The following is a 16636-nucleotide window of genomic DNA, read 5'->3' on the forward strand; positions in this document are numbered from 1 at the left end:
ACTTTGTTTAATGTGAAAATTTTGAAAAAAATGAAAACTTTATTTTATATAATATTAGCTCTTTTTATGAGCATGAACCTTACTTCTTGCTCTATTGATAATCTGGAAGAATCCGAAGAAGTATATACAAATGTATTAGCTACTGAAGGTGAAGACCCGGAAATCGAAGAAGAAGATGAAGGAGGAGGTCAATAATATAATCATTTCTTAAATATTGACTTTTTTTATTTTTAAATTAGAAGGATGAAACAAATTTCTGTTAAATCCTTCTTTTTTATTTTTTGTTTACTTGTAATTCAGATTGCTTCGCCTCAAATAAAAAACAATAAAAGCCAACTAAAAGAATCACTAGGTAATCTTCAAAATTATTATAACGCTAGCAATAATACATCTTTAACGATTTCTGATAGATTGAAGAATTTAGACAAATATCTTAACGGTGTTTATTGTTATAGACAGGACTCATTAATTTATAAAGGATTACTGCAAAAAACTTGGTTATTAGGTAAAGCACAAATGTATGATAGTGCAATTGTATATTCATACCAATTACATGATTTGTCAGAAAAAAACCACGATAGTTTATATGTTAAAAAAGCATTAACTAAGCTAGGAATATATCATAAAAATAACAATCAACTAATCGAAGCATTTAAATATCATGATGAAGCTTTTAAATTATCTAGAAAAATTAAAGATAGTGTCTCTGCTGGCAATAGTTTACTGTATATGGCAAACATCCAAAAGAGTTTAGGTGACTTCATAGGAAGTAAAACGACTGCAATTGATGGATTAAAATATTTGAAAAATAGCTCAGAACTAAAAAAACTGTCTGGGCTATATCTTAATATTTCGATTTCCTATCGTGCTCAAAAAAATTATAAAAAAGCTCTTGAATACAACTCAAAAGCACTAGGTTTAAGAACAGATTCTTTATTAATTTATAAGATTGGAAAGAATAACTTTCTAAAGTTAAAGAATTCAAGAGCTAATATTTTAGCAGATCAGAAAAAATACAATGAATCAATCTCTGTTCTTTATCAACTGTTGTCGGATTCTATTGTGTTAAAAAGTAAAAAAGAATATGCTCGAGTACTTAGTAATTTAGGTCATATAAAGTGGCTTGAAAACAGAAATAATACTCAGTCCGATTCCTTATTAAAAAAAGCATTATCTATTAGGGAAGGTCTTAATGATGTACAAGGACTAATTGCAAGTAATATTCATCTTACAAAATATTATTTTAATATTGATAAAGAAAAGTCGTTGCTATATGCTGAAAATGCTTATCAAAATGCCAAAAAAAGAAATAGTATGACTGCCATTTTAGAGGCATTAGGTTTTGTTTTCCAGTTAAAAGAAAATACTAATCAAGAAGCTAAAGTTTATCATAAAGTAAATGAAAAACTAAAGCGAATTAATCAAAGTAATAAAGAAGTATATGCTGTTACTAAATATGAGAATGAAAAACTCAGCGAGGAAAATTCTAAAAAAGAATCAGAGATCTTAAAGCAAAAAAATAAAAATATACAATACAGTTTTGGTATTACAGTTTTAATAATAGGAATCATATTTGTTTTGTATTTTTCAATACAACGTATTAGACGTAGTCAGCAAGAAGCGAAAATTAAGGTAGTTGAAACTGCTTATGAGGTGGAGACTCAAATTTCTAAAACAATCCATGACGACCTTGGCAATAATGTATTCCAGGTTATGATGCAGGTTAAAAATGATCCCACAGACCCTATAATTCTCAAAAAATTAAACGAAATTTATGATAAAGCACGAGATATCTCACAAGAATATAGTGGGTTTGACATAGAAGGGGAATACGACATTCAACTCTATAGTATGCTTGATAGTTTTAATTCTGATCATACTAGATTAGTACTAAGAAACTTCTATACTGTTAATTGGCAAAAAATGAGCAAAGCCATTAAGATCACCTTATATCAGGTTTTGCAGGAATTAATGGTTAATATGGAAAAACATAGTGAAGCAACGCTTGTTGGTATTACATTTACTCAACAAGCAAATAAACTTACCATTGCATATTCAGATAATGGTATTGGGGCTTCTAAAAAAAGTATGGAGCATAAAAATGGACTTCGGAATACGGAAAAGCGTATTCGAGCCATTAACGGAACAATTATATTTGATCTAGAAAAGGAAAATGGCTTCAAAGTCAAAATACAGATTTTGAGTTAAAAAGGATATAATATGTTCAAAAAAATATTAATTGCAGAGGATTATGAGTTTGCCAATCAAGGTATAGTCAATCACCTAAAAGAAAAGATAGGTATTCCAAATATTTGTGATACTCAATATTGTTATGATGCTTATCTCAAATTTAGGAAAGCACATCAGGATGATCAGCCTTTTGAATTGTTGATCACCGACCTCTCATTCAAAAAAGACCATCGAGAAAGAAACCCTAAAAATGGAATAGAACTTATTGATGCGATCAAAAAAATACAGCCAAGTATTAAAACCATAGTTTATTCCCAAGAAACTAAACCCGATAAAGTTAGTACACTTTTTGATAAGCAGGAAATAAACGGTTATGTATGCAAAGGTCAAGATTCTATAAAACAATTAACATCAGCCCTTCAACAAGTATATTTAGACAACATCTACATTCCTTCTGAACTATCAGGTAAATTGAATAAAAATAACACTATCAACCTTGATGATTTTGACATTCTGATTTTAAAAGAATTAGCAAATGGGCTTACAAAAAAGGAAATTTCAAAGAAATTAAAGCAGCAAAAAAAGTCTCCCAATAGTGAAAGCACTATAGATAAAAAAGTAGGAAAGTTATTTGATGATTTTAAAGCAAAAAACACAACTCACTTAATTGCCATGGTCAAAGATCTTGGTTTTTTATAATAAAAACTGAAAAAGATATCGTAATTCAAATTAAAAAGATAATTAACACCTCATATAGTAAAATGTGAGGTGTTATTATTTTAATCACCTATCATTTGTAAAACATTTCTTCCTTACGAATATTCGTAAGGAATTGTAATGCAACGGTTTTAAGTTTGAAACATAATAACTTTAAAATTTAAAATTATGGCAAAAGTACCGTTAGGAACAACAAGAAAGACAGGAGAAAAATGTCCAGAATCAGGAGTATGGGAATCTCAAAGTAATCCATCTACAACAATCCCTTTAACCGAAGGAGAAACCTTTCCTCCTTATGATAACAAAAGTGTTGTTTGGAAGTTAATCGCTTATGCCTAGACCTAAAATCATCAATTAATTAGCGATTAACCATTTATTGAGTTTAGCTTGTTGCAAGAACAAGCTAAACTCTTGAAACACCTTAATCTTAAAATCTACATTAAAAACAATAGATGAAAAAAACTATATTTTTATTATTCTTATTAAAAGCTATTTCTGTTTATAATCAAGAGACTCCCATCCATATAACAACTGAAACAGTTAAACTTTCCTTCGATCAAACAAAAGAAATCTACTATAGTTTTACGAAAGGGGACGAAATCATTTTTGATTTTGAAATGATTAAAGGAAAACACCTTAAAGAGCTTGAAATTGTATCATTACCAAATCAAACTCTATTTTCAGAATACAAAGTGACAAGGTTAAATAATAAGGGAATCACAATAAAAAATAAAGGCGTTTACAAGTTTCGATTTTATAATAGTTCTTTGACGAATAGAATTTTTAAGTATTCTATCAAAAGAGTTCCAATAAGCCCTAAAACCAAAAACTTTAATACTAATTGGAAATGGAAGACTATCCGTGACACCACATACACAAGGTATCAAGAAGATAGCCTTGTTGGTTACATCCCTAAAATTATAAAGAAAACTAAAAAACAATTAGTCAAGATTGATACAATTTTTACCAATTTATTATCCAAGAGTGAACGTGTACATTCAGAAACAGCAATAGGTAAATCCCAATATTCCCTTATCAATGTGTACCTCCCCAAAAACAAATATATTCCTAATGCTCAGCATCCTTATGAGTCTATAGAAGTAATAGCCTGGTCACATTGGTTAGGTGTTGGGCAACAAGCTAAGCAAGATTATAACGCTGTAAATGATAATATATCTGAAGGTCTAAATATTTTAGGAGTAGTGACGGGTTATGAAGCTTTGTCTAAATTAGCAATAACCGGAATTTCTTTATTTAGTAATACAAATTTAGGAGATAATGTTCATTACAAATTCATGACACAAAAAAATGATGATACCTATGTGTTTAACAATGGTAATGGAACTTCAGATTCTGGAAGAAATATCGAATTACTACAAGGAGGTTTTACAATTGAATTATACAATGATAATTTTACCAAAGGCATTGATGTTGATATCAAAATCATAGTTGCTCAAATTCATAAAGTATGGAAAGATATACCTTATGAAGAAGAAATACAGCAACCCAAGTTTGTTACATTAGATAAAATTAGAATGAATGTTTCGGAAAATAAAATTAGGATTCCTGTTGAATAAATCTCTTCTTCAAATAAATAGCATAAAGTCTATACTCCTACTGTTTTCTTTAATGTTAGTAGGGTATCAAAATGATCCTAAGGTTTACATATGTAGAGGGAAAAATAGTAAAAGATATCATTATAGAAAGGATTGTAGAGGATTATCTAGATGCTCTACCAAAATTTATGAAGTTTCCATATCAAAAGCCAGGGAAATGGGTAGAACTCTTTGTGGCTGGGAGGACTAATACTTCTAATTAGTTATGAAAAGAGCAGTTTTATATTGCTCTTTTTTTTAGTGATTACGAATTTACGTAATAGATTGATTTGCTTACTCCTTAGCTTTGATTATAACTAAAATAATCAACTATGGAATATAAAGTAATCCCATTTGTGGCATCTGTAACTCAAAATAAAGTTGCCTCAAAACAAGTTGCAGAACAATTAGAAGAAATTATTAAACACCACTCAAATTATGGGTGGAAATACATTCGATTAGAGAGTGTTACCACATTTGTACAACCCGAAAGTGGATGTTTTGGATTTGGTGGAAGACCTGGTTATACAACCTCTAGACAAATGGTAGTTTTTTCTAAAATAAAAGAATGAGAATTTTCCTTTTAACCATTATTCAAATGTATTGGGTGCTCATTCCTAAATCAAAACGAAGAAAATGCATTTTTAAAAAAAGTTGTTCTCATTATGTCTTTGATATCACTAAAGAAAAAGGTCTAAGCAAGGGTATTATAGCTTTACGGTATAGATACAAAAACTGTAGACCTGGTTACAATATCATCTATATCAATAATACAAAAATGTTGATTTCTGCTAACAATGAATTATTCCCTTTTACAGAAATCGCAACTAGAATCTTAAAATCTAAACACTTATGAATACCAATAACGAAAACAGCATATTTATAAAGCTATTGTTGTTCAGTCTAATTACCCTGTCAATTATACGTTGTAACTCAAAATTTTTAAAATATGAATTTACTCCTTATAAAAAGCCCCTTCAGAAAAAACAGATTTAGAAAAAATCATTTTTTTAGAAACCCCAGTTAATATGGAGGGTTATGTTAATTCAAATATCAAAGGGAATTATCCCCTCAAAGATGTTATACCATTTCTAATTACAGATCTATACTGTTAATAATAAACCAAGGAAACATATACAAGGTAAAGAACTGTTTCATGATCAACTAGGAAGAGGAACTATTTTAGGAGGAAGGTCATCAAAACTTCAAAATATATTTGGACATGTTATTGATGCTGTAACAGAAAACTCAGTAAATATGTTGGTATCAGATTGCATTCCTGATTAGGGAAAAGATGATAAATCGAAAAATAAGAAGGGGTTTTTAAGATTCTAAATCATTCTTTTAATTGAAATTCTAAGTAAACTGGCAAATGATCTGAAAGCTTCCTAGCTTCATTAAGATGATCACATAGCTTTACAAAATCAATAACTTTTCCTTTAATTTTTAAAATTTTCTCGGAATAAAAAATATTGTCAATAGCATAATTAAGGTAGTTACCCCCCGTACAAGACCACTTTAAGGTAGTCTTTGTATCCTGCACCGTCGATTTAAACCCTTTATTTTTTAGCGATAAAAATACATTGTGATTTTCATTAGTATTAAAATCACCTGTCAAAATAAGAGGTGTTTGTAATGAATCTATTATATATGTTGATAAATTTTTAATTTCAGGTTTAGGATCTTTTTTAAAAGGACGTGAATGAAAATTAATTATCGTAATTTTTTTTCGGTTAATATAAAAATCAATTAATAGTGGCTCTCTATCAAGCTCTGTATCTAGTTCCTTTAATAATCTTCCTCTATTTTTAATTTTAATATATTTCGTCTTCCAAATAAATGCATATCGTTCTGTCATATAGGGAGGACTATTTGTAGGATCACTTATTATATAGTCCCATTTGTCACCTTTTCTATTCAATATATCACTTAACCTTGCAACAGCTTGCGCTCCACCATAACCTGCTACAACTTCTTGAATAGCCACAATATCAACATGCCTAATTACATCGGCTATTTGCTCTAACTCCTCGGTATTTTTTGTCTGTCCTAAATCTCTAATGTTCCATGAAACAAGTTTGATTGTGTCAATTTGGGATAGTAAAACATTCTGTACAAAAAGAAGAAATATGAGTATTATCTTATTCATTTACTATGGTCTTAGAAGGTTACTCTCAAATTTATTAAAAAAGACTCCTAAGCCATTGAGAATTTCTGTAATACTCCAAAAAAGGTAACATTTCATCTTTTCTTGACACTTACTATTTGTAGTCAAGAACAAAAAAACATACAGAAACAATCTCAACAATTTCAATATTGAGCTCGGGAATAGAATAATTTTTAATAAAAATAAGTTTGTAGATCAAAATTCTCTAGTTTTATGAGGACAAATAGCATAATGAAATGCAAGAACTTACCATCCGCCTGAAACGCCTAGGAAAAAAGAAAGTACACACTACTAACATCTCAATAACGGGTACCATTAATACCTTGCAAGATTTGATTACAGCCTGTGTAAAAAGTGAAGTTAATCGTTTTAATAAAGAAAGAGAGCACAATCATTTACTCCCTTTTTTGACACCGTCTGAGATCCAAGAACAGTCTAAAACCGGCAAAATAAGTTTTGGCGATATACATAACCTCGACAAGGCAAGTTTCGAACAAAGTATCGAAATAGCACTACAAGGCTATAAAGATGGACAGTTTTTAGTATTTATTGATGATCAAGAGATCCAATCACTGGATAATCCTATTATACTCAGCCCCGATAGCACCATTACTTTTTTAAGAATGACATTTTTAACAGGCACTTATTGGTAAAACACGAAAAACTATGATAAAAAAGGAGCAAGCCCAAGCTTATATAGAAAGTAAGAAATTACCCAAAGTAAAAATTAGTGATCTTAACAGTTTTAGTGAAAAATATAGAATTCTTGGGTTAATTACAACCCAATTACATGAAAAGTATAAAAGAAGCTATTATTCATATAAGATCAATGTCAAACCCTTTACTGAACAATTCGGGAAGGATCCTTTAGTAAATCCATGGAAAAAATCAGAGGGTAAAAAACTAGCTAAACTTCTTTTTGGAGAGACACAAGTTCATTTTATCTCACAAGTTTGGGATTTAATCCTTATCGCCCCTTATCAAAATAGCTATAATAGAAGGTCATTCCGCTCCAAACCAAATGAGGACTACACAGTAAATAAGATAACCTATTTTCAGAATTTATACCAAACAGGAACTTTAGGATATGCTGGACTTACGATTATGGAGCTTGCCCAATATGATGCATACAACGAAGCCTATTATAGTAATAATGCGTATCTATTTGCCGCGGCTTTAAGTAGCAAAGAACATTCAGAAAATCTGTATACCCTCATTCGAGATATCTTTCAAGGAGAAGACGAGATAGGTGGCGTAACAAGGGCATTGGTAAAAGGATTATTATTAACTAATAGTCCAAAAAATTGGAAACTGGTAGAAGATCTTTTACTTGCTGCACAGCGACAAGAAGGGTTACGACAAACTATATTAGAATCACTCGATGAAACCTCGGTTAGAGCACTTCGGTATTTTATAAAGGTCATCTTAGACCATAACTTAATGCGTTTTAGTAGTGTCATAAGAGCTGTTGACACCTGGTTTGGTTTTGGATGGGAAGCTCCAAAAAGCGCAACCATAAGAAGGGTGTTGGAATTATGTATTTTATTCTTTGAAGACAAATCATTAATTGAAAATGCCTTAAAAAGCGAAGATAATCTTGAAGTATATGTTGCCTTGTGGTGTATTGGATTAGAAGATGTGGATCAAGCTAATTTAAAAGCCATTGACCTTATCAATACTGGTAAAAAAGACAAGAAAATACTTGCATGCATGTTCATCACACAAACAGAAAGGACACACCACAAGATTTGGGATTGGATTAATCCTAATTTTGGAAAAGACCTCGAGATTGACTTTTGGATATTACAAACAGTTCCTCAGAATCCTAGTATAGATGACCAGTTATTTAAAAAAATTAAACAATACGGCGATGATTTACCTACAAAGGGAAAATCTATACAAGGTCAAATTTTCTCTTGGGTATCATATACTATCAAATCAGACTTTTTTTATGATTTTCTGGTAGAATATGCTAATAAAGAACAAACAAAGTTGTTGGCAGAGGATATTAGCAAGATCCCGTCAGAAAAAAGACAAACATTTCTTAATAAGATCTTCCCAGATCACTATACCTGGTCCTATAATTACCGTAATAATAAAAAACCACCTAAGATTGATCTTAAAAAAGAACCCTGGAAAAGAGGTTTGGCTTATCAAGCCATCAAAGACAGAAATGAATCTGTTATGGGAACAGGTATTCGCTTGTTTGAATCCATGGATTTGAATGCTGATGATATGCACGTATTAGAAGATCTACTATCCAGAAAAAGTAAAATATTGCGAGAAAGTATTATTCGTTTAGTACTACAACAAAATCAGCACAAAATACAAAATACCACTACTACCCTTATCGATTCTTCTAAAATCGACCAGCGCTTGGCCGCATTAGAGATTTTGACAGTGTTGCATGATGAGAATCGCATGTCAGAATTCGTGACTGACAAAATAAACACCTATCAGAAAAAGCCCAAACTTTCTAAAAACGAACAGGTTTTCCTGGACAAGTTCACTAAAAACAATCAAGAATTCTCTTTTGAAAATGGGTTTGGTGCTGTGGATTATAAGAATTTAAAACCTCTGGTGACTCCTAAGATTATTTTTGAAAATGGCAAAAAATCCCTCCTATCAAGTGTCGTTTCAAAACTATCTCAAAAACAAGGATTTCTCTTTGCAGACTTAATCGATGATAAAAAATTGGTGAACGCCATAAACGACCTTGTTGATATATTCACAAATCATCAAAACTTTGAATATGAGGCTGTATATGCAAGTGGTGTAAAAGAAACTGTACTTCTAGGGAACACAATTAGTTTAATGAATATTGAAGCCTATGAGATGGATCCAAAAGAAAAGATCAAGTATGTTCCATTGACTGATGTTTGGAAAAAATGGTACGAGCAATCTCGCCTCAATGATTTTGAAATGCTTGCTATGATTCATTATTGTTATCACTTTCCGGAAACTTTTACCAGACACAATCACTTTATTCCGTTTGTAAAACAATATATTCCCGATCTCAAAGGGTTAAAACTTGACAATACATGGAAATGGGATAGCATCAATAAAAAAATCCATAGAATATTAAGTTTTTTGTATGATGCCTATATCGATCACAATACCATCATCCAATTCAAAATTGATGTATTGGAAGATATGATTGCCCGAATGTCTGATCAATTAAAGACCAAAATTGTTCATAAAGATCACTGGAATCAGGAAGTGACCCATTGGTGTGATATTGTTGAGAATTTAGGTATGGGTGTATCAGCAATTGATTTGGAATTATTAGGGCAAGAGGTAAATAAAAAATTAATGGAGAGGTTCTGGGATTTAAGAATGTACTTATTGGCAAGTAAGTTAATACATCCAAAAACTCCAGAAAATATGGAAGCTATTGCTCAAATCAACCCACATGCAATAAAACCGACTCCACCCCCTGTATGGACCACGGTAGATTTGTTTAAAAAAGGATTCCTTAATGAAGATGATCTTAAATATCAAATTTTGGTAAATCCAGAACTCTTTAGGGCATTAGATGGTAGTTTTGATTACAGGACAAAAATGTTGGAACAAGAAGAATTGCCAACAAGATTGATTGATGAAATCAAACAAAACCTTTTGAATATTGAGTTAGAACGTGGAGATCTTCCAACTGAGGCTTCCTCTTATATGGACCATTTTAGAAAAGTAGAGGGAAGTTCGTATCTGTTTAAGCTTTTGGGAAGATTAGGAAAAGAAACATTCCATAGAGGGTACTTCTGGAGCGGAAATGACTCCCGAAAAAATACATTTAGCAGCCTGATCAAAAAGTGTATTCCTAATGAAACCGAGGAAATTTCAGGTTTCCTTTCGCAAGCTAAAGAATCCAAAATATCTAAAAAAAGATGGATTGAAACGGCGCTATACGCACCACAATGGGCTAATTGGATAGAAGAACATTTAGGAATTAAAAAATTAGAAGATGCTATATGGTGGTTCCATGCCCATGCTGCAGATTACATGAATGCCGAGAAAGAAACCTTGATCTCAAGATACTCCAATGTAGAACGAATGGATTTTGCCAAAGGTGCCATAGATATTAATTGGTTTCACGATGTATATCTAGGAGTTGGCAAACAAAACTGGAAACTCTTACACGATGCTGCAAAATACATTTCCGATGGTAATGGACACCGCTTAGTAAAATTATACTCCGGTGTAATGCTAGGAGAAGTAAAGATTCGAGAAACTCTTGCAAAAATAAATGAGAAAAGGGATAAAGATTATGTTAGAGCTCTTGGATTAATTCCATTAAGTAAAGCAAATCCACAAAAAGACCTACTTAACCGATATAATATCTTACAGGAATTCTTAAAGGAAAGCAAGCAATTTGGTGCTCAGAGACAGGAAAGTGAAAAAAATGCAGTAAGTATTGCCTTGGATAACTTAGCCCGTAATGCAGGGTATGATGATAGTATTCGGTTTTCCTGGGCGATGGAAGGACAAGCCACCCAAAAGATCATGGAAAAGGCAGTCTTAGAAATTGATAATGTAACCCTTGAGCTTGTTGTAGATGAACATGGAAAAGCAGATATTAAAATCACTAAGGATGGAAAAACTCAAAAGTCCATCCCCGCAAAATATAAGAAAGACAAAAGAATAGTTGAACTACAAAAGAACAAGACCTATTTAAAAAAGCAATATTCCAGAACACGAGTTTCTTTGGAAAATGCAATGTTACAGGAAGAAGAATTTGGTGCCGAGGAAATTGTAAATATTATGTTTCATCCTGTTGTAAAGTCGATGTTGTCTAAACTGGTCTTATTTGATAAAAAGAATAAGAAGTCCGGATTTTGGAAAGAAGGTTATTTAGAAGATCTGGGTGGTAAAAAGATTGAAGTTAAAAGTGACGATACTTTCGTAATCGCTCACCCTTCACATTTATACGAAAATGTTGAATGGGATTTATACCAGAAACATGCTTTTGATCATAAACTAATTCAACCATTTAAACAGATTTTTAGAGAGTTGTATATCATAACTCAAAATGAGATCGAGACAGCTACTCGGTCTGAAAGATATCAGGGACATCAAATACAACCTAAAAAGACGATTGCATTACTAAGATCAAGAGGGTGGACAGTAAATCATGAAGAAGGATTGCAAAAGGTATATCATAAAAAGGGATATATCGCAACTATGTTTGCCATGGCAGATTGGTTTTCTCCAGCAGATATTGAAGCTCCTACGTTAGAGTATATCAGTTTTTATTCTCGAAAAGATTACAAACCAATTCCTCTAAAAGAAATTGATCCCGTTACTTTTAGTGAAATAATGCGGGATATTGACCTAGTGGTAAGTGTTGCTCATGTTGGTGGCGTGGATCCTGAAGCAAGCCATTCAACCATGGAAATGCGTGCAGCACTGGCCAGAGAAACTGCGAGATTGTTCAACGCTGATAATGTTGCTGTAAAAGAACGTCATATAATTATAAATGGAAAACTCTCTAATTACAGTATTCATTTAGGAAGTGGTTTGGTAAGTAAAAATGGCCTGAAGTTGTCTATCATACCTGTTCATAGTCAGCATAGGGGTAGATTATTTTTACCTTTCATAGATGATGATCCAAAATCAGCTGAGATTATTTCTAAAATGAAGCTATTATCTGAAGATGATAAAATAAAAGACCCAACTATTTTGGCACAGATCAATAGCTAGAAATAGGAAAAAAATTTATTTTTCTTTACTATTGAAATACAATTGGGGAAATCACGTAGATAATGAATATAGATCATCTTGACCATTTTGATATCGAATTATCGGATATTTGGAGGTATGAGCTTGAACTCATATATCAAGAATTAAAAATTACAAAGAGAGAAAAATATACCAGGGATGAATATGAGCATTTATTCCATTTGTATGAAAACACGTGCTCAATATGTATACAATACGGCACAAGCTATTTGACCCAGAAACCAAATGATAGTGTTTATTTAAATTTTCAAAACATCTATAAAAACAAGAAAAAACTTAAGGATAAAATAGAACTTGGTTTCTTTGATTTTAAAGGTGCTTTATATTACTTAAACCAAAAGGTGCTCATCCCAAATAATGATGATTCTTATGACTACTGGTTTGCACTCAAATTAAGTCAATTCGATGCCACTCTCAAGTATATTGATAATTTTTTAGAATATCATTTGAAAGAGACCTTCAAAAATAATCTTCTAGAATATGCTAACTTTCTAACCTTGATGATAAGGCAATATAAAGATCTGCTGTTGACTAAAAAAGTAGCTCTAACTGCATTGGAATATGTCAATTTCTTATCGGAAGAATTAGAAACCAATGTATCAAATCATAAAGATGAAAAAATTAAAACCACTACATCAAAAAACAAGAATAAGAATAGGAGCAACATTTCAAATTCTTATACTCTTATAGGCTCTAAATCAGATCCCCTCTTCTTTAATAGAAACAATCCAAAGTTTTTGGATATATTCCATAAGTTATTGGAAAGCGAGTATATTCATACCAATACTTCGTACACTCAATTTAAAAAAGTATTCTCCAGAGAAGTTATACTGCCAGAAAACCGTATTCATTGGATTGCAAAACAAGTAGACTTAAAAGCCTTTATCGTCACCCTTTGTGATCAACATAAAATAGAAAAACCGTATTCAGGAATATGGAAACTTACTACTGCCTGTTTTATAGACAAAAACAAACAAGATTTTAATCCCAGAAACTTAGGAAATAGTATCCCATCAGAAGATACAAAAAGGGAATTCAGGAAAATTGTCGCCTTGTTTCCATAAATACAAAAAGTATTACCATTATACTTCATGCATGGTTGTAACTTTTTACGGGTAGCATAACCCTCAAAGCGCCCATGTTTTCAGCATTTAGCATATCCATGCACCATGCATGCTATGCAATGCCTAGCCATCCTTCTTTTTGCTTTGATATCTTCTGTTATTTAGCACCAGATATCTAATAAAACAAAGCATTGCGCAATGCTCATTATAAATCACAAAAAAAGTAGATAATGAGCAATTTATTAAAACCATTGTATGCTCTTAACGTAGAAGAGTTTACAGAACTAAACCGACAAATTGTAAAAAGAGAAGTACAAGATGCCTTACTACATCAAGGAGTATCTAAACCCAAGGTTGATCAGGATATCATATTTATTGATGAAGCTTGCGCCTTGGTTGGATATAGCAAACCAACGATGTATTCCAAGATCAGCCGATATGAAATACCCACACTCTCTCGCGGTAAACCACTTACCTTTTCAAAGAAAGCATTGATCCAGTGGATTCATGATGGAAAACCTGCTGTTGCCGATGAACTAGAAGCCTCTAACTATTTAAAATCGCCCAGGTCGTGAAAAATCCAAATGAACTAATCAATCCAGGGGCTTTGTTTTTAAGTATCAGTGAGGTGGGGAAACTCTTTAGCCCTCCTATCTCCAGACAAAAATTGGGTAGACTTCAAAAGTCCGGGAAACTGCCATTGGTGCCCATAAGAATTGAGGGTAGTATTTTTTACTACAAACCTTATGTTATCCTACTGATCCTTCAACTCTGTGAAACAGATATGAATTATGATCTGGATACTGCGCTATAACCCTTGTAAAAACCTGTCCGCCTAAGAAAGGAGCCTATCATATTGAAGAGTTTACTAATCAGAGTGGTATTCCTATCAATGGATATACCTGCTTAAGTAACTCCCCCAATATGATAGTGCTTTGGCCTCTTGCAAATTATTAATCATAAACGAAGAAAAATTATGAATTCACATAACCTTTTAAATAAAGAGAATATTATCCAACTTACAGATTCATATACTTTAATAAATCACTATTTACAACCTTACCATAATTACGGCACTCTTAAGAAGGGAAAGCATATTTCCAATCCTTTTCTCTTAGAAAAGCAACAAACCCCTTCTTTTAATATCTATCCGTCTAAAGGTGGTGTTTGGAGATATAAAGACTTTGCAGATGACAGCTGTGACGGAAGTGTTTTTGATCTGATTATGAAGCTTAAAAACATTTCTTTTAAACAAGCCTTAGAAGTAATTAACGCCGATTTTAATTTAGGGTTGGTATCCGCTAGTCCTAAAAAGAAACCACAAATTGAATTAGATACCTCGTGGAATAACCAAAATATGGCGTATTGGAAATCTTATGATATTCTTCCCAAACACCTACATCACTTTAGGGTATTTCCTGTAGCAAAAATGACTCGGTATAAAGAAAACAATGATCCTATTGCTATACGGACTATACCCCAAAATCCTATCTATGCCTATCAGGTTACTAAAGATTGCTATAAGATATATCAACCTTTATCCAAAAAATATAAATTTTCATGGATCGGGGATAAACCCCAGGATTATGTCTTCGGATATACACAATTACCTCAAAAGGGAAAGCAATTGTTTATTACCGGAGGTGAAAAGGATGTCATGAGTTTATTTACTAAAGGGTATTATGCCATCTGTTTTAATAGTGAAACCTCACTTCCTCATCCCGATTTAATAAAAGAACTAAAAGGCAGGTTTGATAAAGTCATTGTACTCTATGATAACGATGATACCGGAGAAGCGCAATCTCAAAAACTCGCTGCAAAGTTTCAGCTATATCGAGCGACACTACCACAACTTGCTGCTTATGATGGAAAAGATTTTTCCGATTTTGTCAAAAGTGGAAAAGCAGTTTCCAATGATACTTTTCAACTATTTCCACCTCCCGAAAAAGAGGAAACAATAACAGGTAAGTATCTGACAAAACTTTGCCAGGTTGAGCAAGAACTCAGTAAGGTTATCGCTTCTGAAATTCAGGAAATTCCTTCATTAGTTACTCATAAGGGAGAAGGTGTGATTTTCGCTCAAAGTATTCATTTAATACAAGGAAAATCGGGAACACACAAAAGCAGGCTAGCACAAACCTTATGTAGCGCTTTACTTAAAAAACAAGCGTGTACCAATGAACTATTAGGGTTTATTCATAATCCAGAAATTCCTTGTCATGTATGCTATGTAGATACCGAGCGGAACCTTGCACATCAATTGCCAAAAGCACTACAAGAAATTCAACTAGATGCTGGTTATGAAATTATGGAAAAACCATGGAATTTCCACTATACTTCCTTAGTGAATACTCCACGCCCTCAACGCTTTGAAGCACTATGTGAATTCATGGATCATGTACAAGAAAAACTTGTTGATGAACACCTGGTTGTCATACTTGATGTGATATCAGACTGTGTGATGGATTTTAATAGCACTCAAGATAGCCTGCTGATTAACGACAAACTTAATGACGAGATCAATAAGCGAGAAAAACAAGTTTCTTTTATCGCTGTAATTCACGAAAACCCAACACAAACCGAAGGAAAACCTAGAGGGCATTTGGGAACCGAAATAGGGAATAAATCTACCTTTACCTTCAGAACCGCTTTCGAGAATGAAAAACAACCTGAAGTCTCCGATTTAATCCTGATTCATTTCCCTAAAAACCGAAATGGAAAAAGACCTTTGCCAGCAACAGTAGAATTTTGTGAAACCACCAAACGATTGATCCTGGCAAATTCCAACGTTTTGCCTGTATCTACAGTAGTTCAAAGCAAAAAGGGGAATCTTGGAGAAATCAAGGAATTTCTATCTTCCTATGTTACCGGAAAAGTTTCTGGGAAAACCTTAATTGCTGATCTTTGTCAAACGTTTTCTTGTGGGGATCGTACTATCCGAGAACGGCTTAAAGAATTGTGCAGCAACTATTATGAAATTCCAGATGCCAATGATGTCCCTTGCCAATTAGTAAAAACTCAAAACGGAAGAGAAATTTTTTATCGTTTGCAGCCCATTGAAAACCCAACCTCGCAAATGAAATTTTCTTAAAAACGTTTTGAAAACTTGGAAATTTTCGGGTTCAAGGCATACACCTCTACACCCTGGTAAAGTAATATATATTACT

15 protein-coding genes are annotated in these 16636 nt (G+C 32.5%); 14 read left to right on the top strand and 1 reads right to left on the bottom strand.

The features are described from left to right. Positions 1-30: 30 nt before the first annotated feature. The 8 genes from ACXAGJ_RS03515 to yidD all read left to right on the top strand — a co-directional run bounded on the left by ACXAGJ_RS03515 (position 31) and on the right by yidD (position 5358). On the top strand, positions 31-195 hold the full coding sequence (locus ACXAGJ_RS03515) for a hypothetical protein (RefSeq protein WP_474837178.1): 165 nt from the start codon (positions 31-33) through the stop codon (positions 193-195). A 48-nt stretch (positions 196-243) separates the two neighbouring features. Further along, the gene (locus tag ACXAGJ_RS03520) at positions 244-2208 is read left to right on the top strand and encodes a tetratricopeptide repeat-containing sensor histidine kinase (RefSeq protein WP_474837180.1); all 1965 of its coding nucleotides are present in this window, start codon (positions 244-246) and stop codon (positions 2206-2208) included. 12 nt (positions 2209-2220) lie between these two features. Then, a complete protein-coding gene (locus ACXAGJ_RS03525; protein ID WP_474837182.1) occupies positions 2221-2889 on the top strand; it encodes a response regulator transcription factor in 669 nt (222 codons plus the stop codon). A 186-nt stretch (positions 2890-3075) separates the two neighbouring features. After that, on the top strand, positions 3076-3246 hold the full coding sequence (locus ACXAGJ_RS03530; protein ID WP_473283763.1) for a YjzC family protein: 171 nt from the start codon (positions 3076-3078) through the stop codon (positions 3244-3246). A gap of 113 nt (positions 3247-3359) precedes the next feature. Then, complete coding sequence (locus ACXAGJ_RS03535) at positions 3360-4484, top strand: hypothetical protein (RefSeq protein ID WP_474837184.1); 1125 nt, start codon at positions 3360-3362, stop codon at positions 4482-4484. A gap of 71 nt (positions 4485-4555) precedes the next feature. Continuing rightward, positions 4556-4726, top strand: coding sequence for a hypothetical protein (locus ACXAGJ_RS03540; RefSeq protein WP_474837186.1), 171 nt, complete (start codon positions 4556-4558; stop codon positions 4724-4726). A gap of 108 nt (positions 4727-4834) precedes the next feature. Next, complete coding sequence (locus ACXAGJ_RS03545) at positions 4835-5074, top strand: hypothetical protein (RefSeq protein ID WP_474837188.1); 240 nt, start codon at positions 4835-4837, stop codon at positions 5072-5074. Beyond that, positions 5071-5358 carry a membrane protein insertion efficiency factor YidD gene (gene yidD / locus ACXAGJ_RS03550; protein ID WP_474837190.1) on the top strand — a complete coding sequence of 96 codons (288 nt, stop codon included), beginning with the start codon at positions 5071-5073 and terminating at the stop codon, positions 5356-5358. The genes ACXAGJ_RS03545 and yidD overlap by 4 nt, the downstream gene beginning before the upstream one ends. A gap of 480 nt (positions 5359-5838) precedes the next feature. On the opposite strand, the gene ACXAGJ_RS03555 is transcribed toward yidD, so the two are convergent. Continuing rightward, positions 5839-6651 (bottom strand): endonuclease/exonuclease/phosphatase family protein, encoded by an 813-nt coding sequence (locus tag ACXAGJ_RS03555; protein ID WP_474837192.1) that lies wholly within the window; start codon positions 6649-6651, stop codon positions 5839-5841. A gap of 254 nt (positions 6652-6905) precedes the next feature. Between ACXAGJ_RS03555 and ACXAGJ_RS03560 the strand changes: the two genes are divergently transcribed. The 6 genes from ACXAGJ_RS03560 (at position 6906) to ACXAGJ_RS03585 (ending at position 16560) form a co-directional block, all read left to right on the top strand. Beyond that, positions 6906-7322 carry a hypothetical protein gene (locus tag ACXAGJ_RS03560; protein WP_474837194.1) on the top strand — a complete coding sequence of 139 codons (417 nt, stop codon included), beginning with the start codon at positions 6906-6908 and terminating at the stop codon, positions 7320-7322. Between the two features lie 13 nt (positions 7323-7335). Next, positions 7336-12366, top strand: coding sequence for a DUF5724 domain-containing protein (locus ACXAGJ_RS03565; protein ID WP_474837196.1), 5031 nt, complete (start codon positions 7336-7338; stop codon positions 12364-12366). A gap of 62 nt (positions 12367-12428) precedes the next feature. Next, entirely contained in the window at positions 12429-13469 is a 1041-nt protein-coding gene (locus ACXAGJ_RS03570) for a hypothetical protein (protein ID WP_474837198.1), read from the top strand. Between the two features lie 230 nt (positions 13470-13699). After that, the gene (locus tag ACXAGJ_RS03575; protein ID WP_474837200.1) at positions 13700-14044 is read left to right on the top strand and encodes a helix-turn-helix domain-containing protein; all 345 of its coding nucleotides are present in this window, start codon (positions 13700-13702) and stop codon (positions 14042-14044) included. Then, the gene (locus tag ACXAGJ_RS03580; protein WP_474837202.1) at positions 14041-14283 is read left to right on the top strand and encodes a hypothetical protein; all 243 of its coding nucleotides are present in this window, start codon (positions 14041-14043) and stop codon (positions 14281-14283) included. The genes ACXAGJ_RS03575 and ACXAGJ_RS03580 overlap by 4 nt, the downstream gene beginning before the upstream one ends. Positions 14284-14445: 162 nt before the next feature. Next, positions 14446-16560, top strand: a complete 2115-nt coding sequence (locus ACXAGJ_RS03585; RefSeq protein WP_474837204.1) for a toprim domain-containing protein — start codon at positions 14446-14448, stop codon at positions 16558-16560. The last annotated feature ends 76 nt before the right edge of the window (positions 16561-16636 follow it).

The organism is Aquimarina sp. AWH4_224, from assembly GCF_056160245.1.

What these genes read in the sequence shown, in the direction of transcription:
- ACXAGJ_RS03555 (WP_474837192.1), bottom strand. Translation starts at nt 6,651, where the DNA reads ATGAATAAGATAATACTCATATTTCTTCTTTTTGTACAGAATGTTTTA.
- ACXAGJ_RS03575 (WP_474837200.1), top strand. Translation starts at nt 13,700, where the DNA reads ATGAGCAATTTATTAAAACCATTGTATGCTCTTAACGTAGAAGAGTTT.
- ACXAGJ_RS03585 (WP_474837204.1), top strand. Translation starts at nt 14,446, where the DNA reads ATGAATTCACATAACCTTTTAAATAAAGAGAATATTATCCAACTTACA.
- ACXAGJ_RS03545 (WP_474837188.1), top strand. Translation starts at nt 4,835, where the DNA reads ATGGAATATAAAGTAATCCCATTTGTGGCATCTGTAACTCAAAATAAA.
- ACXAGJ_RS03535 (WP_474837184.1), top strand. Translation starts at nt 3,360, where the DNA reads ATGAAAAAAACTATATTTTTATTATTCTTATTAAAAGCTATTTCTGTT.
- ACXAGJ_RS03565 (WP_474837196.1), top strand. Translation starts at nt 7,336, where the DNA reads ATGATAAAAAAGGAGCAAGCCCAAGCTTATATAGAAAGTAAGAAATTA.
- ACXAGJ_RS03515 (WP_474837178.1), top strand. Translation starts at nt 31, where the DNA reads ATGAAAACTTTATTTTATATAATATTAGCTCTTTTTATGAGCATGAAC.
- ACXAGJ_RS03520 (WP_474837180.1), top strand. Translation starts at nt 244, where the DNA reads ATGAAACAAATTTCTGTTAAATCCTTCTTTTTTATTTTTTGTTTACTT.
- ACXAGJ_RS03540 (WP_474837186.1), top strand. Translation starts at nt 4,556, where the DNA reads ATGATCCTAAGGTTTACATATGTAGAGGGAAAAATAGTAAAAGATATC.
- ACXAGJ_RS03560 (WP_474837194.1), top strand. Translation starts at nt 6,906, where the DNA reads ATGCAAGAACTTACCATCCGCCTGAAACGCCTAGGAAAAAAGAAAGTA.
- ACXAGJ_RS03530 (WP_473283763.1), top strand. Translation starts at nt 3,076, where the DNA reads ATGGCAAAAGTACCGTTAGGAACAACAAGAAAGACAGGAGAAAAATGT.
- ACXAGJ_RS03570 (WP_474837198.1), top strand. Translation starts at nt 12,429, where the DNA reads ATGAATATAGATCATCTTGACCATTTTGATATCGAATTATCGGATATT.
- ACXAGJ_RS03525 (WP_474837182.1), top strand. Translation starts at nt 2,221, where the DNA reads ATGTTCAAAAAAATATTAATTGCAGAGGATTATGAGTTTGCCAATCAA.
- yidD (WP_474837190.1), top strand. Translation starts at nt 5,071, where the DNA reads ATGAGAATTTTCCTTTTAACCATTATTCAAATGTATTGGGTGCTCATT.